Origin of the sequence: Corynebacterium antarcticum (genome assembly GCF_016595285.2) — a bacterium.
GTDB classification, from domain to species: Bacteria; Actinomycetota; Actinomycetes; order Mycobacteriales; family Mycobacteriaceae; genus Corynebacterium; species Corynebacterium antarcticum.
The window spans coordinates 176,004-201,359 of record NZ_JAENIP020000001.1; the positions used below are offsets into that span (position 1 = coordinate 176,004).

19 protein-coding genes are annotated in these 25,356 nt (G+C 67.2%); 10 read left to right on the forward strand and 9 right to left on the reverse strand.

The window, feature by feature from the left end; all coding sequences use genetic code 11:
- Positions 1-10: 10 nt before the first annotated feature.
- From mptB to JIM95_RS00780, 5 genes are all read left to right on the forward strand, one after another.
- A complete protein-coding gene (gene mptB, locus JIM95_RS00760; RefSeq protein WP_200257597.1) occupies positions 11-1,702 on the forward strand; it encodes a polyprenol phosphomannose-dependent alpha 1,6 mannosyltransferase MptB in 1,692 nt (563 codons plus the stop codon).
- The gene (locus JIM95_RS00765; RefSeq protein WP_248702925.1) at positions 1,699-2,685 is read left to right on the forward strand and encodes an ABC transporter ATP-binding protein; all 987 of its coding nucleotides are present in this window, start codon (positions 1,699-1,701) and stop codon (positions 2,683-2,685) included. The genes mptB and JIM95_RS00765 overlap by 4 nt, the downstream gene beginning before the upstream one ends.
- A gap of 5 nt (positions 2,686-2,690) precedes the next feature.
- Positions 2,691-3,494: an ABC transporter permease gene (locus JIM95_RS00770; protein WP_410170742.1), complete on the forward strand. Its 804-nt coding sequence runs from the start codon at positions 2,691-2,693 to the stop codon at positions 3,492-3,494.
- A gap of 150 nt (positions 3,495-3,644) precedes the next feature.
- Positions 3,645-4,586: a COX15/CtaA family protein gene (locus tag JIM95_RS00775; protein ID WP_200257782.1), complete on the forward strand. Its 942-nt coding sequence runs from the start codon at positions 3,645-3,647 to the stop codon at positions 4,584-4,586.
- 40 nt (positions 4,587-4,626) lie between these two features.
- Positions 4,627-5,589 carry a quinone oxidoreductase family protein gene (locus tag JIM95_RS00780; RefSeq protein ID WP_200257599.1) on the forward strand — a complete coding sequence of 321 codons (963 nt, stop codon included), beginning with the start codon at positions 4,627-4,629 and terminating at the stop codon, positions 5,587-5,589.
- A gap of 44 nt (positions 5,590-5,633) precedes the next feature.
- On the opposite strand, the gene JIM95_RS00785 is transcribed toward JIM95_RS00780, so the two are convergent.
- Entirely contained in the window at positions 5,634-6,566 is a 933-nt protein-coding gene (locus JIM95_RS00785; RefSeq protein WP_200257600.1) for a heme o synthase, read from the reverse strand.
- Positions 6,567-7,023: 457 nt separating this feature from the next.
- Between JIM95_RS00785 and tkt the strand changes: the two genes are divergently transcribed.
- From tkt to pgl, 5 genes are all read left to right on the forward strand, one after another.
- Positions 7,024-9,123 (forward strand): transketolase, encoded by a 2,100-nt coding sequence (gene tkt / locus JIM95_RS00790; protein ID WP_200257601.1) that lies wholly within the window; start codon positions 7,024-7,026, stop codon positions 9,121-9,123.
- 173 nt (positions 9,124-9,296) lie between these two features.
- Positions 9,297-10,376, forward strand: a complete 1,080-nt coding sequence (gene tal, locus JIM95_RS00795; RefSeq protein WP_200257602.1) for a transaldolase — start codon at positions 9,297-9,299, stop codon at positions 10,374-10,376.
- Positions 10,377-10,467: 91 nt separating this feature from the next.
- On the forward strand, positions 10,468-12,024 hold the full coding sequence (zwf, locus tag JIM95_RS00800) for a glucose-6-phosphate dehydrogenase (protein ID WP_248112867.1): 1,557 nt from the start codon (positions 10,468-10,470) through the stop codon (positions 12,022-12,024).
- A 53-nt stretch (positions 12,025-12,077) separates the two neighbouring features.
- The gene (locus JIM95_RS00805) at positions 12,078-13,046 is read left to right on the forward strand and encodes a glucose-6-phosphate dehydrogenase assembly protein OpcA (RefSeq protein WP_200257603.1); all 969 of its coding nucleotides are present in this window, start codon (positions 12,078-12,080) and stop codon (positions 13,044-13,046) included.
- A gap of 27 nt (positions 13,047-13,073) precedes the next feature.
- Positions 13,074-13,835: a 6-phosphogluconolactonase gene (gene pgl / locus JIM95_RS00810; RefSeq protein WP_200257604.1), complete on the forward strand. Its 762-nt coding sequence runs from the start codon at positions 13,074-13,076 to the stop codon at positions 13,833-13,835.
- Between the two features lie 1,404 nt (positions 13,836-15,239).
- On the opposite strand, the gene secG is transcribed toward pgl, so the two are convergent.
- From secG to rapZ, 8 genes are all read right to left on the reverse strand, one after another.
- Positions 15,240-15,476, reverse strand: a complete 237-nt coding sequence (gene secG, locus JIM95_RS00815) for a preprotein translocase subunit SecG (RefSeq protein WP_198735961.1) — start codon at positions 15,474-15,476, stop codon at positions 15,240-15,242.
- A 197-nt stretch (positions 15,477-15,673) separates the two neighbouring features.
- A complete protein-coding gene (gene ppc, locus JIM95_RS00820) occupies positions 15,674-18,424 on the reverse strand; it encodes a phosphoenolpyruvate carboxylase (protein ID WP_200257605.1) in 2,751 nt (916 codons plus the stop codon).
- Positions 18,425-18,626: 202 nt separating this feature from the next.
- Complete coding sequence (gene tpiA, locus JIM95_RS00825; RefSeq protein WP_200257607.1) at positions 18,627-19,409, reverse strand: triose-phosphate isomerase; 783 nt, start codon at positions 19,407-19,409, stop codon at positions 18,627-18,629.
- Between the two features lie 77 nt (positions 19,410-19,486).
- The gene (locus JIM95_RS00830) at positions 19,487-20,701 is read right to left on the reverse strand and encodes a phosphoglycerate kinase (RefSeq protein WP_200257609.1); all 1,215 of its coding nucleotides are present in this window, start codon (positions 20,699-20,701) and stop codon (positions 19,487-19,489) included.
- Between the two features lie 173 nt (positions 20,702-20,874).
- Positions 20,875-21,879, reverse strand: coding sequence for a type I glyceraldehyde-3-phosphate dehydrogenase (gene gap / locus JIM95_RS00835; RefSeq protein ID WP_200257615.1), 1,005 nt, complete (start codon positions 21,877-21,879; stop codon positions 20,875-20,877).
- A 436-nt stretch (positions 21,880-22,315) separates the two neighbouring features.
- Positions 22,316-23,302: a DNA-binding protein WhiA gene (gene whiA, locus JIM95_RS00840; RefSeq protein WP_200257621.1), complete on the reverse strand. Its 987-nt coding sequence runs from the start codon at positions 23,300-23,302 to the stop codon at positions 22,316-22,318.
- 87 nt (positions 23,303-23,389) lie between these two features.
- Entirely contained in the window at positions 23,390-24,406 is a 1,017-nt protein-coding gene (locus tag JIM95_RS00845) for a gluconeogenesis factor YvcK family protein (RefSeq protein ID WP_323373206.1), read from the reverse strand.
- Positions 24,407-24,418: 12 nt separating this feature from the next.
- A complete protein-coding gene (rapZ, locus tag JIM95_RS00850) occupies positions 24,419-25,333 on the reverse strand; it encodes an RNase adapter RapZ (protein ID WP_200257624.1) in 915 nt (304 codons plus the stop codon).
- Positions 25,334-25,356 lie beyond the last annotated feature (23 nt).

Below are 25,356 nucleotides of genomic sequence, written 5' to 3' on the forward strand. Positions count from 1 at the left end.
GAATGCCGGTGTGTCAGAAGTCCCCTCCCGCCGAACGGTGATCCTCCGCGCACTCACCGGGGAACTCCCCAGGCTCGGGTCCGCCGGCTCCCGGTCCGCGTCCCTTCACCGGACCGGAGGTGTCGAGGAATCCCGCGCGTACCCCGGAACATCCGTGCTCCCGGTCCGGTTCGCGCTGCTCCGCTGGATGGGGACGGTGGGTGCACTGATGCTGAGCTTCGGCGCACTCGGTGCCGGAGCGCTCCCGGTCACCGCGAACGTCTACCGGTCCTTTCCCGGTGGTTCGCTCATGCAACGCATGCTGCAGACATCGTCCACCGTCGCACTGACCGGGGTCGCTCTCATCGTCATCGCGTGGGTGCTGATGGCCCCGTACGTGGGCGCGAGCATCCTCGGTGAACGTACCCGGCTGTTCCGGGTCAGCGCGGGACAGCTGTACCGGACCTTCGCGGTGTGGATGACGCCCATAGCGCTGAGCGCACCGATGTTCACCCAGGACATCTACTCCTATCTGGCGCAGGGGGCAATCACCGCGAGAGGACTCGACCCCTACAGCGCCGGCCCGGTCGACCTCCTCGGTTCCGGCAACCCGCTCGCCCGTTCCGTACCGCTGATCTGGTCCCACTCCCCCTCACCCTACGGCCCCGTAGCCAGCGGCATCTCCGCCGTCATCTACCACATCGCCGGAGAATCCGTTTTCGTCGGCGTCTATCTCCACCGTCTGGTGGCGGTCCTGGGGATCGCCGCCTCCGGCTGGGCCCTGAGTCGCCTCGCGTCCCGGTGCGGCGTGAGCGTGCAGGCAGCCCTCTGGCTCGGGATGCTCAATCCGCTGACCCTCCTCCATCTCGTCGGCGGCATCCACAACGAGTCGGTTCTGCTCGGCCTGCTGCTCGTCGGCATGGAGACCGGTCTCCGGGGGGTGGACCGCGTCGCGGCGGTGTCCCGGCGGGACCGGTGGACGGGATGGAGTCTGTTCGCCGTGTCCGGGGTGCTCATCGCCGGCGCCGGGATGGTCAAGATCACGGGATTCATCGCGCTCGGGTTCACCGGGATGGCGCTGGCCCGCTCCCTCCGCTCGAGGGGGGTGCACCCGCTGGTCGCCGTCGTCTCCGCGGGTCTGTTCCAGGCCGGGGTGATGGTCGGCTCGGTCGTCGCACTCAGCGCCGTGACCGGAATTGGCCTCGGGTGGGTGACCGGCCAGGGTGGTGCGGTCGCGGTCCGGTCCTGGATGTCCGCGACAACCGCCCTCGGCGTCATCGCCGGGGGTACCGGTATGCTCGCCGGACTCGGTGACCAGACCACGGCCATGCTGTCGGTCACCCGCGCCGTCGGGGTCACCGTCGCCGGTGTCTTCATGCTCCGGATGCTCATCGCGGTCTACCGGGGCACGATCCACGCGGTGGGTGGCCTGGGGATCTCGACGTTCGTCCTGGTTCTCCTCTTCCCCGTCGTCCAGCCCTGGTACATGCTGTGGGCGATCCTGCCCCTCGCGGCCTGGGCGAACCGTCCACTGTTCCGGGTGTCCGCCACCGTCTACTCGGCGGTGGTCAGTTTCTTCGTCCTACCCCGCGGACTGCCCCTCCCACCCGGAACGGTGGCCGGTATCTACCTGTCCACGGTGCTCTCCACGGTCGCCGTGACGGCTCTGCTGTGGTGGGCTGTGCGACGTTGGCACCCACGTGTCCTAGACTGGCCGTCGTGACTGGGACAGATGATGTGCGACGACGGGCGCGCGACACGACTGCAGCCCCCGCGTTGGAGATCCGCGGACTGACGCGGATCTTCGGCGACGTCCGTGCCGTCGATCATCTGGACCTCCGGGTCGAACCCGGAACCGTCTTCGCGCTGCTCGGCCCCAACGGCGCGGGTAAGACGACGACAATCGAGATGTGTGAGGGATTCACCGAACCCGCGTCCGGACACGTCCGGGTCCTCGGTCTCGACCCCGCCCTCGAAGCGGATGCCGTACGGCGCAGGATCGGCGTGATGCTCCAGGGAGGGGGTGCGTACCCGGGCATCCGGGTGCGGGAGATGCTCGAGCTGACCGCCTCCTACAGCGCCCGCCCCCTCGACCCCGACTGGCTCCTCGACCTCGTCGGCCTCACCCGACACGCCCGGACGTCGTACCGCCGGTTGTCCGGGGGGCAGCAGCAGCGCCTCTCCCTGGCCTGTGCCCTCGTCGGCCGACCGGAACTCGTCTTCCTGGATGAACCGACCGCGGGGATGGACACCCAGTCCAGGCTCGCCGTCTGGGAACTCGTCAACTCCCTTCGCCGCGACGGCGTGACGGTCGTCCTCACGACCCACCTGATGGACGAGGCGGAGGCCCTCGCCGACCGCGTCGTGATCATCGACCGCGGCGTCAAGGTCGCCGAGGGAAGTCCGGCGGAGCTCACCGCACTGACCGGCGGCGGGGCGGCACAGATCCGGGTCGACACGTCCGCACAACTCGATCCTGACCTGTTCCGTACCTCGCTGATCTCCTCCGGGCACGAGGAGGGCGCGACCCTCACCGCGACGCGCCCGCTGTCCTACCGGATCCAGGCCCGACCGACACCGGACCTCGTCGCCGCCATCGCCGTGGCGGCGGCGGAACAGGACGTGCTCATCCGCGGACTGGGGATCGACCACAGGAGCCTCGAGGACGTCTTCCTCGACATCACCGGGCGCGAAATGAGGAGTTGACAGTGATACCAGAGCAACCCGACACCCGTACCGGTGGCGAACCCCGCTTCACACCAGGGACCTTCTCCCCCGATCCGCAGCAGGCCGGTGCCGTGCACATGCTCCTCGCGCAGGCTCTGATCGAGGCACGGCTCTTCCTCCGCCACAGTGAGCAGCAGTTGCTCAGTCTCGTGATCCCCCTCGGTTCACTCATCGCCCTGTCACTGATGCCGCTTCTCGACATCGCGAACCCGGTGGTGCTCGTGCTCCCGCTCACACTCGCGATCTCGGCGGTGTCCGCCGGATTCACCGGACAGGCCATCGCCGTCGCATTCGACCGCAGGTACGGTGCCCTGAAACGGATCGGCGCCTCGGGCGTACCCCGGTGGGTGATCATCGCGGGCAAGGTCCTCGGGGTACTCGCCGTGTCATCGGTGCAGACGATCCTGCTCTGCGGCACCGCACTCGTCCTGGGTTGGCGCCCGGATGCGGCCGCGCTGCCGGTGGCCGTTCTCACCCTGGTGGTCGGGGTCGCGACGTTCACCGCACTCGGACTCCTCATGGGCGGAACCCTCAGCTCCGAGATCGTCCTCGCGCTGGCGAACCTGGTCTGGTTCCTGCTCATCGGAATGGCCTCCTACGTCCAGATCCGGGCGGGAAGCATCGGCGACTGGGCCGACTGGACCGTCGTCATCCCCTCCGTGGCTCTGACACGGGGTCTGACAGATGCCCTGGCCGGTGGTTTTCCGGCCGTCGAACTGCTCGTGCTCGTCGTCTGGGCCGCCGTCGCCGGAGCGGTGACGGTCAAGGTGTTCAAGTTCACCGCCTGACCCGTGGGTGCCATCCCTGGACCGTCACAGACGCACGATAGGATCAGGGGCGTGAGAACCAGCCCAGCACCTTCCCTGTTCACCCACCCCCTCCAGTGGATCCGCTCCCTCATCGACGGTCCCGAGGTCCGGATCCAACGCCGGTTGGCGATGATCCTCCTCGTCTGTCAGGCGGGGATCACCGTGACGGGCTCAGTCGTCCGGGTCACCGGTTCCGGCCTCGGGTGCGTCACCTGGCCCAACTGCCAGCCCGGATCGCTCGTTCCCGTGGCCGGTGCGGCCCCGTGGATACATCAGGCGATCGAGTGGGGCAACCGCCTTCTGACCTTCGTGGTCGCCGCAGCGGCCCTGCTCGTGTTCATCGCGGTCGTCCGAGCCGCCCGCCGCCGCGAGGTCGTCATACAGGCCTTCATCCAGGGTCTCGGCGTGATCATCCAGGCGATCCTCGGCGGAATCTCCGTTCATCTTGAGCTCCGGTGGTGGTCGGTGGCCATGCACTTCCTTCCCTCGATGCTCCTCGTCTGGCTCGCGGCGATCCTGTGGGTCCGGATCGCCGAGCCCGATGACGGTACCCCCACCGAAACCTATCCGCGGCCGCTGCGACTCCTCGCGGTCCTGTCCGCGGCGACCCTGGCGGTCGTTCTCGGAACGGGGACGATGGTGACCGGCGCCGGCGTGCACTCCGGCGACTCCGGGGTCGGTATGGAGGGCCGGTTGGACATCGACCTCGCCAGGATCGCCAACATCCACGCCCACTTCATGTACCTGTACCTCGGGTTGACCGTGGGGCTCGTCATCGCCCTCGTCACCGTCGGAGCGGCGCTCCGGGCCCGCCGTATCGGGTGGATCCTCATCGGGTTCATCATCCTGCAGGCGGCGATCGGCATCATCCAGTTCAACTTCGGTGTCCCCCGGTGGACGGTCCCGGTCCACGTCGCGCTCTCCGGAACCGTCGTGGCGTTCACCGGAGTGCTCTTCGCCCACGGACGCGACAGGGTGGGAGGAGAGAGGGGAACCACCGGTTCCCGGGACGGAGACCGCCTCCGCCGCGAGCGCATCTCGGGACGGGATGCCGCGGCCAGCGCAACCTGATCACGGGCGGTGGGGCGGTCGCTCACGTTAGGATTGACCTATGCGAGCAATCCGGATATCCAGTCACGGCGGGCCTGAGGTACTGGAACCCGCCGATGTCCCCCGCCCCACGCCCAACGAGGACCAGGTTCAGGTGGCCGTCGACGTCGCCGGGGTCAACTACATCGACACGTACTACCGCGAGGGCGTCTACAACGCCGAGCTCCCGTTCATACCGGGACTCGAGGGAACGGGCCGGGTCGTCGAGGATCCCCGAGGCGAAATCGCCGAGGGAACCCTCGTCGCCTGGTGTGACGCCTTCGGTTCCTACGCGGAGTACGCCGTCGTCCCCCGGGACCGCCTCGTCGCCGTACCCCGCGGAATCGATCCCCACACCGCCGCGTCAATGCTCCTCCAGGGGATCACCGCGCACTATCTCACCGACGGCGTCTATTCCCTGCGCGACGGCGACACCTGTCTACTGACGGCGGGTGCCGGTGGGGTCGGGCTGCTCGCCACGCAGATGGCGGCAGCCCGTGGCGCGACCGTGTACTCGGTGGTGTCGACCGATGAGAAGGAGGAGCTCGCCCGCCGCGCCGGTGCCGCCGAGGTGTTCCGCTACTCCGATCGCCTCGCCGACCAGGTGCGACGTGCAAACGGCGGGAACGGTGTCGACGTGGTCTATGACGGAGTCGGCAGAGCCACCTTCGACCAGTCCCTGCGGGCGGTGCGTCCACGGGGCACCGTGTGCCTGTTCGGGGCCGCCTCCGGGCCCGTCGATCCCGTCGATCCGCAGCTGCTGAACACCCACGGATCGATCTTCCTCACACGACCCTCCATCGGCGCGTGGACCGCCCGGGAGGGAGAGTTCGTCATGCGGGCCCAGGCCGTGACGCAGGCGATCGTCGAGGGCCGACTGAATGTCCGTGTCGGATCGGTCCACCGGCTCGAGGACGCGGCGGTGGCGCACCGTGAACTCGAGTCCAGGGCCACCACCGGCTCAATCGTCCTCGAGGTCTCATGACGAAGTGCCCTGACCTGACCGGTCAGGGCACCCGTGTCGTGCGCTCAGAAGACGGTGGTGGAGATCCCGAGCATCTGCCCGACCGTCTCGAGCCCGAAGAAGGCGTCGAGCGACAGCGCGACGAAGACCGCCGCGAGGTAGTTGTTCGAGAGGATGAAGAGCTTCAGCGGTTTCACCTCCACTCCACGTAGAACGGCGCGGTGCAGCAGGTGGGCCATGATGATGAACCACGCGCCCGCCGCAACCGCCACGGCCGCGTAGATGAACCCCGCGGCCGGGATGAGCAGGAACGTCGTGATGACGGTCGCCCAGGTGTACAGCACGATCTGGAGGGTCACCTGTGCCTCGGTACGGACCACCGGCATCATCGGCACGCCCGCGGCCCGGTAGTCCTCCTTGTACCGCATCGCGAGAGCCCACGTGTGCGGCGGCGTCCAGAAGAAGATGATGAGGAACAGCACGATCGCCTGCCACCACTGGGGCGGTACCCCGACGGGTAGATTGTCGGTGATCACCGCCCATCCCACGACGACCGGCATGCAGCCCGCCGCGCCACCCCAGACGACATTCTGCGGGGTCCGGCGCTTCAGCCACTTGGTGTAGACGAAGATGTAGAACGCGATGGTGGCCATGACGAACAGCGCGGCGAGGAGCGACCGGCACAGCAGCCACAGCCAGAGGAAACTGACCACGGTCAGCGTCCACGCGAAGATGGTGGCGTTGCGGTTGGTCACGACCATCTTCGCGAGTGGACGTCGCTCCGTACGTTTCATCACCTTGTCGATGTCACTGTCGGCGACCATGTTGAAGGTGTTCGCGGCAGCGGCGCCCATCCATCCACCGATCACGGTCAGGAGGATCAACCCGACGTGGTTCTCGCCGCGGTCCGCCTGGAGCATCGCGGGAATCGTGGCGACCAGGAGCAGCTCGATGACTCTTGGTTTCGTCAGCGCAAGATACGCCTTTATCGTCTCCAAGGACCATTCCTCCAGCAGATGTCGGGTCGAAGCGTCAGCGGGTCTCGGGCTTCAGGGGTATGCCATCGGGGGCGACGACCGGTCAACCGGATCCCTTCACCGTGATTCCGGAACAGGAATGCGTGAAAGACGGACCCACCACTGACGTGGCAGTGTTCCCTCGGCAATAAATAGAGGGTACACACCTGGCCGATCTTAACCGCCCTCGACCCCAGTTCACAGTCGCCGGGACCTCTCTCCCCCTTCCGGGAGCGCCCCGACGTACCTCCACCGGTACCGGGTCACCCGGCCGTCACCCCCACCGCGGTACAGCGGCCGGTCAGCCCGCTGCCGGGTCGGCAGCACACGATACCGGGAGAGCCGTTAAGCTGGTTACGTTGACCGCCCCGGGACGCATGTCCCGCGGCTGACGAACTCGCCAGAATCTGGCCACCCGAACGAAACGAGGAACCAGACCGTGACCCTGTCTGATGAACTGAAGGAATCCACCCGCCGCAACTACCCGGAGGACTGGACCGACCTCGACACCCGCGCCGTTGACACGGCCCGAGTCCTGGCCGCCGATGCGGTGCAGAACTGCGGCTCCGGACACCCCGGGACCGCGATGAGTCTCGCTCCCCTCGCGTACACACTCTTCCAGCGCACGATGGACGTCGATCCCGCTCAGCCGACCTGGCCCGGCCGCGACCGTTTCGTCCTGTCCTGCGGGCACTCCTCGCTGACCCAGTACATCCAGCTCTTCCTCGGTGGCTTCGGCCTGGAGATGAAGGATCTCGAGGCACTGCGCACCTGGGGGGCGAAGACCCCGGGCCACCCCGAGTACCGGCACACCGACGGCGTCGAGATCACCACGGGTCCGCTCGGTCAGGGACTCGCCTCCGCCGTGGGCATGGCGATGGCGGCCCGTCGCGAACGGGGCCTCTTCGATCCTGAGGCTCCCGCCGGAGAATCCCCCTTCGACCACTTCATCTACTGCATCGCCTCTGACGGCGACATCGAGGAGGGCGTCACCAGCGAGGCGAGCTCCCTCGCGGGTACCCAGGCACTCGGAAACCTCATCGTCTTCTGGGACGACAACCGCATCTCGATCGAGGATGACACCCAGATCGCCTTCACCGAGGACACGGTCGCCCGATACGCGGCCTACGGTTGGCAGACCCTCGAGGTCGAGTCCGGCGAGGACGTCGCCGCGCTCGAGGCCGCGATCGCGGAGGCCAGGGCCGACACCTCCCGGCCGTCGTTCATCCGGGTCCGCACGATCATCGGCTACCCGGCGCCGAACATGATGAACACCGGAGCGGTCCACGGTGCGGCACTCGGTGATGACGAGGTCGCCGCGACAAAGAAGGTGCTCGGCTTCGATACAGAGGTCTCCTTCCACATCGACGACGAGGTGCTCGCGCACACCCGTTCCCTCGCGGACCGTGCCGCCCGGAAGACCGCCGCGTGGACGGAGAAGTTCGACGCCTGGTCGCAGGCCAACCCGGAGCGCAGGGAACTGTTCGACCGGCTCGCGGCCCGTGAGCTCCCGGAGGGCTGGGCCGATGACCTGCCGACCTGGGAGCCGGACGCCAAGGGTGTTGCCACCCGCAAGGCATCCGAGGCCGTCCTCCAGGCGCTCGGTGCGACGCTCCCCGAGCTCTGGGGAGGTTCCGCCGACCTCGCGGGCTCCAACAACACCGTCATCAAGGGCGCGCCGTCCTTCGGTCCCGAGCACATCACGACCGACACGTGGACCACGGACCCGTACGGCCGGAACCTGCACTTCGGTATCCGCGAGCACGCGATGGGCTCGATCATGAACGGTATCGCCCTGCACGGCGGCACCCGCCCCTACGGCGGCACGTTCCTGATCTTCTCCGATTACATGCGTCCGGCTGTGCGCCTCGCCGCGCTGATGGGGACCGATGCCTACTACGTCTGGACCCACGACTCCATCGGTCTGGGCGAGGACGGCCCGACCCACCAGCCGGTCGAGCAGCTCGCCAGCCTCCGCGCCATCCCCAACTTCTCGATGCTCCGTCCCGCGGACGCGAACGAGACGGCGGCGGCCTGGAAGTACTCCCTGCTCTACCGCGAGGGCCCGAAGGGCCTCGCACTCACCCGCCAGAATGTCCCGGTGCTCGAGGGGACCGCGGAGAAGGCCGATGAGGGGGTCGCACGCGGCGCCTACATCCTGGTCGAGGGTTCCAAGCCCACCCCGGACGTGATCCTCATGGGTTCCGGCTCCGAGGTGCAGCTCGCTGTCGCCGCTGCCGCGGCCCTCGAGGAGGACGGCATCGCCGCCCGCGTCGTCTCGGTCCCGTGCATGGACTGGTTCGAGGAGCAGGACGCCGACTACATCGAATCCGTCCTCCCCTCCTCCGTCAGTGCCCGTGTCTCCGTCGAGGCCGGCATCGCGATGCCCTGGTACCGCTGGCTCGGTACCGCGGGACGCCCGGTGTCCCTTGAGCACTTCGGCGCCTCCGCGCCGTACGAGAAGCTGTTCGAGGAGTTCGGCATCACGACCGACGCGGTCGTCGCCGCGGCCCGCGAGTCCCTCGCCGCCGCGCGCTGACGCCTGATTCGCGTCCCGTTCTCCGGGCCACCCCGCCCCGTTCTCGGGCGACGGGTGGCCCGGATCATTGTGTCGCGTGGACCATGACGCTGCACCAGCACAGAAAGCCGACTACCCTCGTGTTCCGGATACGAGGGAACGACCGTTTCCCCAAGCCTGCACTAGGAGCCCACATGACCCACATCGATGAACTCGCCGGGATCGGCACCGCCACCTGGCTCGACGATCTCTCCCGTGACCGCCTCGACAGCGGCAACCTGGAGGAACTCCTGACCACGAAATCCATCGTCGGTGTGACCACGAACCCCGCGATCTTCGCCACCGCGATGACATCGGGTACCGCATACGACGACCAGATCGCCGTCCTGAAATCTGAGGGCGCGGACGCCGATACGGCGGTCTACGCCATGGCCGTCGACGATGTCCGCCGCGCCTGTGACGTCTTCCGCGAGACTTTCGAACGCACCGGAGGTGTCGACGGTCGGGTATCCATCGAGGTCGACCCCCGCATCTCGGATGACGCTGAGGCGACCATCGAACAGGCCCGGGAGCTGTGGCGCAGGGTCGACCGCCCGAACCTCCTCATCAAGATTCCGGCGACCCCCGGTTCGCTTCCGGCGATCACCCGGGCCCTCGGCGAGGGGATCAGCGTGAACGTCACCCTCATCTTCTCGTGCGACCGGTACCGCGAGGTCATCGAGGCCTACATCGCGGGTGTCCGGGAGGCGGCGGAGAAAGGTCACGACGTCGCCGGGATCCAGTCGGTCGCGTCCTTCTTCGTGTCCCGCCTCGACGTCGAGGTCGACCGGCGCCTGGAGAAGATCGGGACCGACGCCGCCCTCGCACTGCGCGGCAAGGCAGGCGTCGCGAACGCGCGGCTCGCCTACGAACTGTTCCGCACCTCCTTCGCCGACGCCGCGCTACCCGAGGGAGCCACAGTCCAGCGCCCGCTGTGGGCGTCGACCGGGGTGAAGAACCCTGATTACCCGGACACCCTCTACGTCACCGAGCTGGCCGGCCCGCAGACGGTGAACACCATGCCCGAGCCGACGATTGACGCCACCCTCGAGCAGGGGGGAATCCACGGTGACACCCTCACCGGCCGCGCAGCCGAGTCCCGCGAGGTACTCTCCGCCCTCGAGGCGGTCGGCATCGACCTCGACGACGTCTTCGCCGTTCTCGAACGGGAGGGAGTCGAGAAGTTCGAGAAGAGCTGGAATGAGCTCCTCGACTCGATGCGCCAGCGCCTCTGACCGGACAGTTCCCTTCCCGACACCATCCACCCGCCGGTGACGACGATCCGGCGGGTGGATCCCACCACCGACAAAGCAGGCAGACACAACCGTGAGCAATACCCTGACCGGCCTCCCCGACAACGCACCCTGGTTCAATCCGCTCCGCGACAGCCAGGACAAACGACTCCCGCGTATCGCCGGTCCGTGCGGGATGGTGATCTTCGGGGTGACGGGCGATCTCGCCCGAAAGAAGCTCCTGCCAGCCATCTACGATCTGGCTAACCGTGGCCTGCTGCCCGCGGGGTTCGCTCTCGTCGGCTACGGGCGGCGGGAGTGGTCGAAGAAGGACTTCGAGGACTACGTCCACGACGCCGTGGTCGCCGGCGCCCGGACCGAGGTCCGGGCCAGTGTGTGGGAGCGGCTCGCCGAGGGAATGGAGTTCGTCAGCGGGACCTTCCGCGACGACGAGGCCTTCGATCGTCTCGGTGCGAAGCTCGCGGAGCTCGACCGTACCCGGGGAACGGCGGGAAACTGGGGATTCTATCTCTCCGTTCCGCCGGACTACTTCTCCGATGTCTGCCACCAGCTCAAGCGTTCCGGGATGGCCGAGGCCCCGGCCAACTCCTGGCGGCGGGTCATCATCGAGAAGCCCTTCGGCCACGATCAGGAGTCCGCCCGGGAACTCAACAGGATCGTCAACGCCGTGTTCCCGGAGGATTCCGTGTTCCGGATCGACCACTACCTCGGCAAGGAGACCGTGCAGAACATCATGGCGCTCCGGTTCGCGAACCAGTTGTTCGATCCGCTCTGGAACAGCCACTACATCGACCACGTGCAGATCACGATGGCGGAGGACATCGGTCTGGGCGGCCGCGCCGGCTACTACGACGGTATCGGCGCCGCCCGCGACGTCATCCAGAACCACCTCCTGCAGCTCCTCGCACTGACGGCGATGGAGGAACCGGTGAGCTTCACCCCGGCGGAACTCCAGGCGGAGAAGATCAAGGTCCTGCGGGCCACGGCACCGGTCCACCCCCTCGCCAAGACCACGGCGCGGGGGCAGTACACGACGGGTTGGCAGGGGTCCACCAGGGTCCCCGGTCTCCGCGAGGAGGAGGGTTTCGCCGACGACTCCAACACCGAGACGTACGCCGCGTGCACCCTGGAGATCAACTCCCGCCGCTGGGCCGGGGTTCCCTTCTATCTCCGGACGGGAAAGCGGCTCGGCCGGAGGGTCACGGAGATCGCCCTGATCTTCAAGCCGGCCCCGCACCTTCCGTTCGGTGACGTCATGACCTCGGCTCTGGGGCAGAACGCGGTCGTGATCCGGGTCCAGCCGGATGAGGGCGTCCTCATGCGGTTCGGGTCCAAGGTCCCGGGCTCCACCATGGAGGTCCGCGACGTGAACATGGACTTCTCCTACTCGGAGGCGTTCACCGAGGAATCACCCGAGGCCTACGAACGCCTCATCCTCGATGCCCTGCTCGACGAATCGAGTCTCTTCCCCACCAACGAGGAGGTCGAGCTGTCCTGGCAGATCCTCGATCCGATCATCCAGTACTGGGCCCAGCGTGGCCGGCCCGAAGAATACGAGGCGGGTACCTGGGGGCCGGTGTCCGCGGACAGAATGCTGGCCCGAGAGGGCCGTACCTGGCGCCGACCCTGACGTCCGCCTCCCTCCCACACCGCTCCCACGCCGTCACAGTCTGAAAGGCCCCCATGATCATCACAATGCCCGACACCGACACCCGGGCGATCGCCACCAAACTCGTGTCCATCCGTGAATGGGGTTCACAGGTCACGACGGGGCGGGTCCTCACCCTCATCGTCGTCGCGGACGCCGACGACGACATCGAGGCACTCATCGCCGCCACGAACGACGCCTCCCGTGAACACCCTTCCCGGGTTCTGGTCATGGTGACCGGCGACTCGACGGCGGACAGATCGACGGTCGACGCCGAGATCCGGATCGGGGGCGACGCGGGTGCCTCCGAGATCATCGTCATGAGGCTCAACGGCGAGGTCGCCGACCACGTCGAGGCCGTGGTCACCCCCCTGCTGCTACCGGACACCCCGATCGTCGCCTGGTGGCCGGGCACGGCACCCGTCAACCCCTCGACCGACCCCATCGGCCGGATCGCCGCCCGGCGGATCACCGATGCGCTCTACGATCCCCCGGAGGACTCGATCTACCGGCGTCGGAACCACTACCGGCCTGGTGATTCGGACATGGCCTGGTCCCGGATCACCCAGTGGCGTGGCGTCGTCGCGTCGACCCTCGACCAGCCTCCGCACGAGGGGGTCCTGGACGCCGAGGTCCACGGACCAGCGGACTCCCCCAGCGTCGATCTCGCGGCAGGGTGGCTCGCCGACCGGTTCGGTGTCAACATAGTCCGCCAGTCAACCGGTCAGGACGCCGTACCGGTCGACGCCGAAGGCCGTGAGTGCATCGCGATCACCCGCGTCGTGCTGTTCCGGAGCCAGTCGACGATCACCGTGGAGGTCCGCGACGCGGAGACGCTCTCCGTCTCGGTCGACGGCACCCACTACGGTCTGGTCGCCCTCGGCCGCCGTAGCCAGGCGGACTGCCTCGCGGAGGAACTCCGGCACCTCGACCCTGACCTCGCCTACGCGCGTGCTCTGCGGGGCCTCAACCGCGTGCGATACGTCGACGCATTCACCGACTGACCCCACGTCCCCCGGAAGGAACCCACCATGGTGGAGATAGCCCGTGTCCGCGACCTCGATTCACTCGTCGCGGCGGCCGCGGCCAGAATGACCCAGACCATCGCCGCCGTGCAGGCCGGTGGTGGCCTGCACGGTGACGGTGTCGCGCGTGTGGTCCTGACCGGAGGTGGTGCCGGAATCGGGCTGCTCAGGAAGCTCGCGGAGTTCGATGCGACTGCCCGCACGATGAGCGACGACTTCCCGGTCGTCCACATCGACTGGTCACGGGTCCACGTGTTCTTCGGTGACGAACGCAATGTCGATGTCTCCCACCCGGAATCGAACGAGGGGCAGGCCCGGGCCGCGCTGCTCGACCACGTGGACATCGACGACGCGAACATCCACGGCTACGGCCTCGGTGGGCGGGATCTCGACTCGGCCGTGGAGGACGCCCGGCGGGACCTCCGCACGTTCGCTCCCGGGGGCTTCGACCTCCACCTGCTCGGCATGGGCGGGGAGGGCCACATCAACTCGATCTTCCCGCACACCCCCGCGGTCCGGGAGGACGAGGACCTCGTCACTGCGGTGACCGACTCGCCGAAACCGCCGGCCGAGCGGGTCACGCTGACACTGCCGGCGATACGTTCGGCCGACCGCGTCTGGTTGCTCGTCGCGGGAGCGGAGAAGGCGGAGGCGGCCCGGGCGGTCATCGACGGCGCAGCGGCGGAGGACTGGCCCGCAGCCGGTGCCCGCGGGAGGTCGGAGACCGTGCTGTTCCTCGATGACGCGGCAGCCGGCCCCGACCTCTGATCCCGGCTCTGTCCCGGCACTCCCCCCCCCCGTGTCGGGCCCGGTGACGGTCAGGACCCGGAACGCGGGAACGCCGCACACGGCCACCGTCCCGACAGGATGGTGGGTGCCTGCGACTCCGGGGTAGCCCCGCGGCGTCGGTGGCTCGGGGAGCGACACGGTTTCCGACGACAGCCCACCCGAGTCAGAACACTTCTTCGCTGATTCCGGTTGTCGTACCCGAATCGCCATCCGCCCTCACCCGTGTCCGTGCCGGACCAGGAAAGTGGGTGGTTGCGGCGACAGCAATCATTGGAAGAGTCCGGGAGCACTGCGCGGTGTTGCCGGCGGACAGCGCGCGGCGCCTGTCGCGGCGCAGGACCAACCGTCCACACCGTCGGATGGTTCGTATGGAACGGGCCTTCCGAACGATCGCACCGCGGCGCACCGGCTGCAGCATGGCGCCGACCGCACCCCACTGTGGTTCTGCCGGTGTCGTCACTCCGAAGATGGACGACCTGTTCCGCGCGCCGGTGACCGGGGCTGTCGGAACGGTACACAATACGGGGTGTGATTGGGAGCCTGCCCCTCCGGTGATACGGCGTCGAGTATTGAATTGCGTTATTGCCCGAACCAGAGTGGCACAGGTAGGGATCTCCCGAAAGAAGTCGTCTCACGGGGTGATGAGGGTGGTTGTTGTGGCCGTAAACGCGGCGCAGTCATACACCTCCGCAAAGTGGATTGTCGCGGTCGTCGGCCTACTGCAGGTAGCCTCCACGGTGATCAATGTCACAGATTCTTTCAACCCACCTTTCGCCCGGTGGACTCTGGTCATCCACGGAATGGGTGTCATCGCGGCTTACGTGTTCGAGTCGAGGCGACTGCCTACGTGATCCTGTTCTGTGCTCTGGCACCCGTGATGATTATCCCGGCGCTGTACCTGCTGTTTTTCGGAGCCCCGTGATCGACCGACAAGGTTCAGTGCATCTCCGGGACTGGCCCGACCAAGTTCCCGTTTTCCGCCCGGCCCGGGCTTATTCTTCTGTCACGGCACACAAACCGTACCGGGGCCCTGCTCCCCTTTCATGCCTGAAACCGCCCCCGGGAACGCCGGGAGCGGTTTCGGTGGTTCCAGTGGAGGTGAATCCCAGCCGGGGCCGTCGGTTGTCGTGGACGGCGCGCTCATGCGCAAACCGTATCGGGTAAGACGAACAAGCACCCGCACCAATCACACCCTTCACGGGTCCCTCACGGTTCATCGGCGCCCCAGCCCCGCAACAGGTGCATCAGCAGCCCATCACTCACACACCGTCTGCCCCGTCATTCCTGGTACAACCCAACGGACGGGATCGGTCGAGTGCCGCGCGGCGTCACACCGGAGCCGCGCCGGATCCCGACCGCGGAGAGGACCCGCTCGGAGTGTTCTCACCCGACATAGGCGTGGATCAGGTTCAGGCCGACGATGCAGACGATCCAGATGATCGCGCAGATGATGGTGACCCGGTCGAGGTTCTTCTCGACGACGGTGGACCCCGAGAGGTTGGACTGCACGCCGCCGCCGAACAGGCTCGAGAGACCGCCGCCCTTGCCCTTGTGCAGCAGCACGAACATGGTCATGCCCAGGCAGGCCAGGAAGAGAACGATCTGAAGCGTAAGCACCATGGAAACGTGGATCCTTTAATCGTGGATGGGTCTGTCTTGTCCGGCCCCGGTCCGGGTGAAAGGGACCGCTGATGGTCGCGCCGGATCAACGGCCGCCGGATACCACCATACACGTCGGTGGACGGGAAACGACGGTGGCACCGGAGATCCGCAGCCCGATCGGGATCGGGGCCGCGGATCCGGTTCCGGAGCCCTGGCTAGCCCGAATTCCGGAGGGCGGTGGCCAGGCCATTCATGGTCAACTGGATACCGTCCGGCACGCCGTCGTCGGTGTCGCCGGCTCGGTAGCGGCGGAGCAGCTCCAGCTGGATGACGTTGAGCGGCAGCAGGTACGGGTACCTGCTGCGCACCGAGCGTTCCAGGGTCGGGTTGTCCGCGAGGAGACGGTCGGCCCCCGTCACGGTGAGGAACATGTCGATGGTCAGGTCGTACTCCTCCGAGATCGCCCCGGAGATGCGTTCCGCGATCTCACGGTCCTTGACCAGCGACGCGTAGAGCTCCATCAGCGGCATCTCCGCCTTGGCCATCACCTGGGCCATGTTCGACATCACGGAGGTGAAGAACGGCCAGTCCCGGTACAGCGAGCGGAGTTCCTCGAGACGGTCCGGGTCGCCGGCTATCCACTCGCGGAGCGCGGTGCCCACGCCGAACCAGCCCGGAATCATCGCACGGGACTGCGACCAGGCGAGCACCCACGGGATAGCCCGGAGATCACCGATGGAGGCCGTCTGTTTCCGGGACGCGGGACGTGAACCGATGTTCAGCGCACCGATCTCCTGCAGCGGCGTCGAGGTGGTGAAGTACTCGATGAAACCCGGGTCCTCGTGGACGAGTGTCGCGTACTTCCGGCGGGAGAGTTCGGCGATCTCGCGCATGATCTCGTGTGCACGTTCCGGCTGATCGAGATCATCGACGGGCAGAAGCGACGCCTCCAGCGTCGCGGAGACGAGCGCCTCGAGGTTACGCCGTGCGGTGGTCGGGTGACCGTACTTCGCCGAGATGATCTCCCCCTGCTCGGTGACCCGGACCGAACCGGAGACCGCTCCCTCCGGCTGGGCGAGGATCGCCTCGTAGCTCGGTCCGCCGCCGCGGCCGACGGTGCCTCCCCGGCCGTGGAAGAACCGGAGTCGGATCTGATTGTCCCGGCACGCCCGGACGATGTCGAGTTCCGCGTCGTAGAGCGCCCAGTTCGCGGCGAAGTAGCCGCCGTCCTTGTTCGAGTCGGAGTATCCGAGCATGACCTCCTGGATCTCGCCCCGCTGGCGGACGTAGGACCGATAGACCGGAACGGTCCAGATGTCGCGGAGAATCGACGAACCGGCCTGCAGGTCCTCGATCGTCTCGAAGAGGGGGATGATGTCGATGTCTCCGCGCGGCTGTCCCTGTTCTATCCGGATGAGGCCGAACTCCTTGAGCAGAACCATGGGCTCGAGGATGTCGGACACCGACTGGGCCATCGAGATGATGCAGTGGGGCACCATCCGCTCCCCGAACTTGTCCACCGCCTCGGCGGCGGCCGCGATGATCTCCAGCTCACGCCTGGTTTCCTCGCTGAAGTCCTGGGGGTGCGGCGGAATCAGCGGGCGTGGGGAGCCGAGTTCCGCGACGAGAATCTCCCGCTTCGCATCCTCATCCAGCGAACGGTATTCCCCGGTGACTCCGGCGTGGGCGAAGACCTCGGTGAGCACGTTCTCGAAGGATTCGGAGTTCTGGCGCAGGTCCAGCGAGTAGAGGTGGAACCCGAAACTCGCGACCGCCGATCGGATCCGACCGAGGCGGTCCTCCGCGATCAGTCCGTCGTAGGAGTCCCGCAGCGCGGTGTCGATGACGTCCAGATCCGCCGCGAACTCCTCGGGGCCCGGATAGGGCTCGTGGCACTTGTACCAGGTTCCCTCCACGGAATCCTGCCCGATGAGCTCGGCCTGGGTGGCAGCGATCCGCCCCCGGATACCGTGCACCGCGCGCCGGTACGGCTCGTCAACACGACTGGGTACATCGTTGTGGCCGCGGTCGGCGAGCTCGATGAGTTCGCGGCTGACCTCGGAGAGCCGGTCGGACAAGGACAGCTCGTGCTCCAGTTTGTGGAGCTGGGCGGCGTAGAACTTGAGCACGGTCTGGGCGGCGCGGGTCGTCGCGTAACGCAGGGTCGCTGCCGTGACATAGGGGTTTCCGTCGTGGTCCCCGCCGATCCAGGAACCGGGCTTGACCACCGCGGTCGATGGCACGGTGTCGCCGTACCTGGCCTGCAGTTCGTGCCGCACATCGTGGTTGATGGCGGGGATCTGCCGGAGAAGACTCAGCTTGTAGTAGCGGAGGCCGACCTCGATCTCGTCCTCGATCCGCGGTCGGACGACCCGGATGAGTGCGGTCTGCCACAGGATGGTGATGCGCCGCTGGATCGCCCGGTCGATCTCCCGGACGCGCGCCTCCGCCCGGGAGCTGCTCGGGCGTGATTCGATGTCGTGGCGTTCCTGCATCAGCGCGGTGATGTGCTTCTGGACATCGAACACGGTGCGGCGCCGGGTCTCCGTCGGGTGCGCGGTGAGCACCGGTGCGATCTCCGCACGTGCCACGGCCGCCGCCACAGCCTCTGCGGTGATGTCCGCGGCCTCGAGCTTGACCCAGGTCGCTTCGAGGGTGGAGTCGGGCGCCGGAGCACCACCGTCGAGGATCGCCTGGCGGGTGGTCTCGTCGTTGAGATCCTCGACCAGGTTGACCAGGAGCGCGAAGTGGGAGAAGGCCCGGACGACCTTGATCATTGTGGAGGTGTCACGGTCGCGGAACATCCCGACGAGATCGTCGAGGGTGCGCTCACCCTTCGCGACGCCGAAGGATGCTCGGCGGGCGCCTTCGACGAGATCGAAGATTTCGTCGCCCTCCTGCTGACGGATGACGTTTCCGAGGATGCGTCCGAGATGTCGGATGTCCTCGCGAAGTTGTTCAGGCACGGTGTGTTTCCTTATCGGTTGGCGGTGGAGCCGGAGTTCGGGCCGGGCGCCGGGGTGTTCACGGTCTGTCAGCTGCTCTGCGCAGACCGGTGCCCGCCGTCACTGCGACGGATCCGAGACCGGGATTCACGGTGTCGGTCCCACAGATGACGCCGGGCACTGGGAGGGGCGGATGCTGGCCGCACCCGCCCCGATGCGGGAACTAGGACTGCGGTCGTGCGGCGTTCGCGACGAGCTTCGCGAAGTCCTCGCCGTTCAGCGATGCTCCGCCGACGAGGCCACCGTCGACGTCGGGTTTGCCGACGATCTCGGCGACGGAGTCAGCCTTGACGGAGCCACCGTACAGGATGCGCATCCCGTCGGCGACCTTCTCGTCGGCGAGTTCGCGGATGGTCGCACGGATCGCGCCGCACACCTCCTGGGCGTCGTCGGCGGACGCGACCTTACCGGTGCCGATGGCCCAGACGGGCTCGTAGGCCACGACGGTGTTCGCGAGCTGTCCGGCATCCAGGCCGGCGAGGGAGGCGCGGGTCTGGGCGACGACGTAGTTGACGTGCTCGCCGGCCTCGCGGACCTCGAGGGGCTCACCGACGCAGACGATCGGGCTGATCCCGTGCTTCAGGGCCGCGGCAGCCTTGGCGGCGACGAGTTCATCGGATTCGCCGTGGTATTCGCGACGCTCGGAGTGCCCGACCACGACCCAGGAACAACTGAGCTTCGCCAGCATCTCGGCGGAGACCTCACCGGTGTAGGCACCGGACTCGTGCCTGGACACGTCCTGGGCGCCGTAGGTGATGCGGAGCTTGTCACCGTCGACGAGGGTCTGCACGGAGCGGATGTCGGTGAAGGGGACGGTCAGCGCGACGTCGACCTTGTCGTAGTAGTCCTCCGGCAGCGCGAAGGCGAGCTTCTGGACGACGCCGATAGCCTCCAGGTGATTGAGGTTCATCTTCCAGTTGCCTGCGATGAGGGGGGTGCGTGCCATGTTTCGGCCTTTCTCGATGGTTGGGTTGGATGGGTGTGTCCTGGGTGCCCGCCCGGACGGACGGGCGGGCGGGTGCGTCAGTTCTCCAGAACGTTGACGCCCGGCAGGGTCTTGCCCTCGAGGAACTCGAGGGAGGCGCCACCGCCGGTGGAGATGTGGCTGAAGCCGTCCTCGTTCAGGCCGAGGGTGCGCACGGAAGCCGCGGAGTCGCCGCCGCCGACGACGGAGAACGCCCCGTTCCCGGTGGCGGAGATCATGGCCTCTGCGACTCCCTTCGTGCCTTCGGCGAACGCCGGGAACTCGAAGACGCCCATCGGACCGTTCCAGAAGATCGTCTTCGCCTCGGCGAGGCGGGCGGCGAACAGCTCGACGGACTTCGGGCCCATGTCCAGACCCATCCAGCCCTCGGGGATACCCGAGACGTCGACGGTCCGCTTCTCGGCGTCCTTGTCGAACCTGTCGGCGGCGACGACGTCGACCGGCAGAACGATGGAGTCGCCGAAGCGCTCGAGGAGGTCGCGGCAGGTGTCGATCATCTCCTCCTGGAGGAGAGACTTCTGCACGTCGTGGCCCTGCGCGGCGAGGAACGTGTAGCACATGCCGCCGCCGATGATCAGCGCGTCGGTCTTGGGTGCGAGGGCCTCGATGACGCCGAGCTTGTCGGAGACCTTCGAGCCGCCGAGGACGACGACGTAGGGCTTGGCGGGGTTGGACGCGACCTCACCGAGAACCTTGATCTCCTTCTCGACGAGCTGGCCTGCGTAGTGCGGGAGGCGCTGGGCCACGTCGTACACGGAGGCCTGCGCACGGTGGACGACGCCGAAACCGTCGGAGACGAAGGCGCCGTTCTCGCCGGTCAACGCGACGAGCTGGTCAGCGAACTCACCACGTTCGGCGGCGTCCTTGCTGGTCTCGCGGGGATCGAAGCGGACGTTCTCCAGCAGCAGCACATCCCCCTCGGTCAGGCCGTTGGCCCGCTCGTGGGCGTCCTCGCCGACGACGTCGCCGGCGAGGGCGACGTACTGGCCGAGTTCCTCGGAGAGCGCCTCAGCGACCGGAGCGAGGGAGAACTTCTCGTTGACCTCGCCCTTCGGCCGGCCGAGGTGGGCCATGACGATGACCTTGGCGTTCGCATCGACGAGCTTCTTCAGGGTCGGGAGGGACGCCGTGATGCGACCGGAGTCGGTGATCTCACGGTTCTCGTTGAGCGGGACGTTGAAGTCGGAACGGACGAGGACGTAACGGCCCTCGACTCCTTCGGCGATCAGGTCGTTGAGGTTCTTGACGGTCATCGATTCTCCTTGAGTTTTGTTCTGTCTGTATCGGGTCAAAAGGTGGTGACGGAACCCGTCCCAGCGGGTTCGAGTGCGCCAACGGCCCGGGGCGTACCTCCGGAGAGGTACGCATCCCGGGCCGTTGGCGTTCTCAGGGCATCAGCCCGGACGGCGGAGGTTTCCGCGCCGGATCAGAGCCGGTCGCCGACGTACTCGGTCAGCGTGACGAGCTGGTTGGAGTAACCCCACTCGTTGTCGTACCAGGAGACGACCTTGACCTGGTCACCGATGACGCGGGTCATGCCCGAATCGAAGATGGAGGCGTGCGGGTCGGTGACGATGTCGGTGGAGACCAGGGGCTCCTCCGAGTAGGCCAGAACACCCTTCAGGTCGCCCTCGGCGGCCTTCTTGATGGCGGCGTTGACCTCGTCGACAGTGACGTCCTTGGAGGCCGTGAAGGTCAGGTCGGTGCAGGAACCGGTGGGAACCGGGACGCGCATCGCGAAGCCGTCGAGCTTGCCCTTCAGCTGCGGGAGGACCAGGGCGACGGCCTTGGCGGCACCGGTGGAGGTGGGCACGATGTTCACGGCTGCGGCGCGCGCACGGCGGAGGTCCTTGTGAGGGGCGTCCTGGAGGCGCTGGTCACCGGTGTACGCGTGGATCGTGGTCATAAGGCCACGCTCGATGCCGAAGGCCTCGTCCAGGACCTTCGCCATCGGGGCCAGGCAGTTGGTGGTGCAGGACGCGTTCGAGATGATGGTGTGGTTCTCGGGATCGTAGTCGGTGTGGTTGACACCGACGACGAAGGTGGCGTCCTCGTTCTTGGCGGGCGCGGAGATGATGACCTTCTTCGCGCCGGCCTCGATGTGTGCCTTGGCGGCGTTGGCGTCGGTGAAGAAGCCGGTCGACTCGATGACGATGTCGACGTCGTTCTCGCCCCAGGCGAGGTTCTTCGGGTCCCGCTCCGCGGTGACGATGATGCGCTTGCCGCCGACGACGATGGACTCGTCGTCGTAGTCGACGTCCTGGCCGAGGCGGCCGAGGATGGAGTCGAACTTGAGCAGGTGCGCCAGGGTCTTGTTGTCGGTCAGGTCGTTGACCGCGACAACCTCGATGTCGGCGCCACGCTCGAGAATGGCGCGGAAGTAGTTGCGTCCGATGCGACCGAAGCCGTTGATGCCTACACGAACCGTCACTGTGATCTCCTTTGTCCTGTTGGAACCTTGATCATCGGGATGACCCTGAACCGGGGAGTTCGGGCGTTCATCCCTGATGGCTCCCACTGTACCGACGTCCGTCGAACCGTGCAGTGAAAGCGGGCACACTCACACCGGAAGTAGACATATCCGGACATTCAAACGGGCAGCATCCCGGCACAAACCCGGAAAAAACCACACCGTTGGGCCCATCGATTTTGGAAACCACGATCACTTCCCCGGGGAATCCCACAGACGGGCACGGAATTCACCCCCGAAAAGCGGCCCACGGATGTTCCGGCGGACGCCCGAATCGTCCATCCGGTTTGTTGTATGGCATTGCTCACACCGACTATCCGGGAGGGGCCGGCGGCACACCGGTGTCCCGGTCACGTGTATCGGGGATCGCCCAGCCCACGAGCGTGGGCGGCATGACCTAGGGATTGTCCGTGAAAAGGCTGTCCTTGACCGCCTCAGTGGTCTTCGGGACACCGAGTTCAGCGGCCCTCCGGTCGGCCATCGACAGCAACCTCCGGATCCGGCCGGCGACGGCGTCCTTGGTCATCTGTGGATCGGCGAGTCGACCGAGCTCCTCCAGCGACGCCTGGCGGTGCTGGACACGCAGCTGCCCGGCTTCCGCGAGGTGGTCCGGGACGTCATCCCCCAGGATCTCCAGCGCACGCTCGACCCGGGCCGCCGCCGCGACCGCCGCCCGCGCGGAGCGACGGAGATTCGCGTCATCGAAGTTGGCGAGGCGGTTCGTCGACGCCCTCACCTCGCGCCTGGTGCGCTGCTCCTCCCACTCGAGCCGGGTCCGCTGCGCGCCCATCCGGGTGAGCAGCGCACCGATCGCCTCGCTGTCCCGTACGCTGACCCGGTCCGTGCCCCGGGACTCCTTCGTCTTCGCCGTGATGCCCAGGCGGCGTGCGCATCCCACGAGAGCGAGTGCCGCCTCCGGGCAGGGGCACGCGACCTCCAGCGCGGACGATCGCCCGGGTTCCGTGAGTGACCCGTGTACGAGGAATGCCCCGCGCCACGCCGCCTCCGCGTCGGAGACCGTCCCCGAGACGACCCTCGGGGGCAGCCCGCGGACCAGATGACCGGACGGCGAGACCAGGCCCACCCTCCGCGCGATATCGCGGGCGCCGTCCGTGACCGTGACCGTGTAACTCCGGGTACGACGTCCACCGCCCGATCCGACGGCGTGGATGACCGCCTCGTGCCCGTAGAGGTGCCGGATGGAGTCCCTGATCCGCCGCGCGATGTCCATCGACTCCACCTCGGCCTCGATCACCAACCTGTCGCCCACGACCTGGAGTGTCGCCGAGAACCGGAGCAGGGACGCGAGTTCCGCGTTTCTCGGGGCGTCACGTCTGACCGTGACGCGTCCCAGCTCTTCCTTCACGCGGGTGGTCAGTGCCACTGTGTCCGGCTCCCCTCATTCGCTGTTCTCCGACATGGCGCGGCGGTGTTCGCGGGCACTCCCGGTCCTGCGTCGCGCCCGTTGATACTACCGCCGCGGGTCTCCGGAGATGTGTCGGGTGTAGACGCGCCGGAGCGCGGCCGCGAGCTTGACCGGATCGTGCCGGTTGACCCAGCCACCGTCACCGTCGTCGGCCCGGACCGGTTCGAACGCCACATCCGCGCCGATGGTCGCGGCTGCGCGGGCGAGATAGCTGCGTTCCACGTCGCTCGAGATCACCGTGGAATCGATGATGATGTGGTCGACCCTCAGATCAGGTGCATGCTGGGTGAGCATGTGGATGTGCCGTTCCGTGGAGAATCCGGCGGTTTCGCCCGGCTCCGCGGTCAGATTCAGGATGACGACGCGGCACGCTTCGGTCTCGATCAGTGCACGGGCGATGTCGGGGACGAGGATGTGCGGTATCACCGACGTGAACCATGATCCCGGGCCGAGGGTGACCATGTCGGCGGAGCGGATCGCAGCGACCGCGTCCGCACCTCCCGGTGGATGCTCCGGGAAGAGTCTGACCCGACGGACGTTCCCGGTCGTGGAGGCCACGGCGACCTGGCCACGGACCGGGCGCACCGCCATCGGCTCATCCCCGAGACCGGCGACCTCGGCCTCTATCTCCAGCGGCTGTTCGCACATCGGGAGGACGCGTCCGTGGGATCTGGTCAGTTTCGCGACGGTGTCGAGCGCCTGCACCTGACTTCCGAGGACGTCCGTCAACCCCGCGATGAGCAGGTTGCCGACGGCGTGGCCGGCGAGAGCGCCGTACCCGCCGAACCGGTGCTGCAGGGTCTGCTCCCACAGCCTTCCCTCCTCGTCGTCCCGGGACAGGGCGGCGAGGGCCATCCGCAGATCACCCGGGGGGATCTGGCCGAGCTCCTGCCGGATCCGACCCGACGAGCCGCCGTCGTCGGCCACGGTCACGACAGCCGTGATCCTGTCGACGTCCAGATGGCGTCCGGCCCGCAGTGTCTGGAACAGGCCGTGCCCGCCTCCGAGACAGGTGAGACTGCCCGGAATCGGGGTTGCGGTGGTATCACCGGTGTCGTTCACGTTCGCCGCCCCTCAGCCGCGGCAGATGTCGCGGTGGTTCACCGAGACGTCGAGGCCGTCGATCTCATCCAGCTTCCGGGCGATCTCCGCGGCGACCGCCACCGAGCGGTGGTGTCCGCCGGTGCAACCGACCGCGACGGTGATGAAGCTCTTGCCCTCCCTGCGGTACCCGCCCACCATCGTGGAGAACATCGCGACGAAGTTGCCGATGAATTCCTGCGCCGCCGGTTGCGCCAGCACGTAGTCGCTGACGGGCTTGTCGACTCCCCGGAACGGACGGAGCTCCGGTTCCCAGTAGGGGTTGGGGAGGAAACGGACGTCCACCACGAGATCGGCGTCCGACGGTGCACCGTTCTTGAAACCGAAGGACTGGACGGTGACGTGCTGGCGCATGTTGTCGATCGTGGCGAAGGAGCTCTCGATCGCCCGGCGGAGATCATGCACCGACAGATCGGAGGTGTTGATCACCACGTCCGCCCGCTCCTTGATGCCCGCGAGGGCCTTCCGTTCCCGCTCGATACCGATGCTCAGGGTGTCGGAGCCCTGCAGCGGGTGGGTGCGGCGGACGGTGTCGAAGCGGCGGATGAGCATGTCGTCCCGGGCATCCATGAACAGGACCGTGGGGTTGATCCCCTTGTCCCGGAGTTCATCCATGACCTGCTGCAGTCCACCGTGGAAACTCCGGGAGCGCACGTCCGTCACCATGGCGAGTTTCTCCACCGGGGAGTCGTCCCGGCGACAGAGCTCGACCAGCTCCACCATCAGCTCGGCGGGCAGGTTGTGCGACACGTACCAGCCCAGGTCCTCGAGCACGCGGGCCGCGGAGCTGAGGCCCGCGCCGGACATGCCGGTCACGAGGACTGGATCACTCTCGATGGAGTGACCGGTCGACCGCTCGGGAGAATCTTCACGCGCATGGACTGTCATACCGGCATTCTATCGCAGCAGCC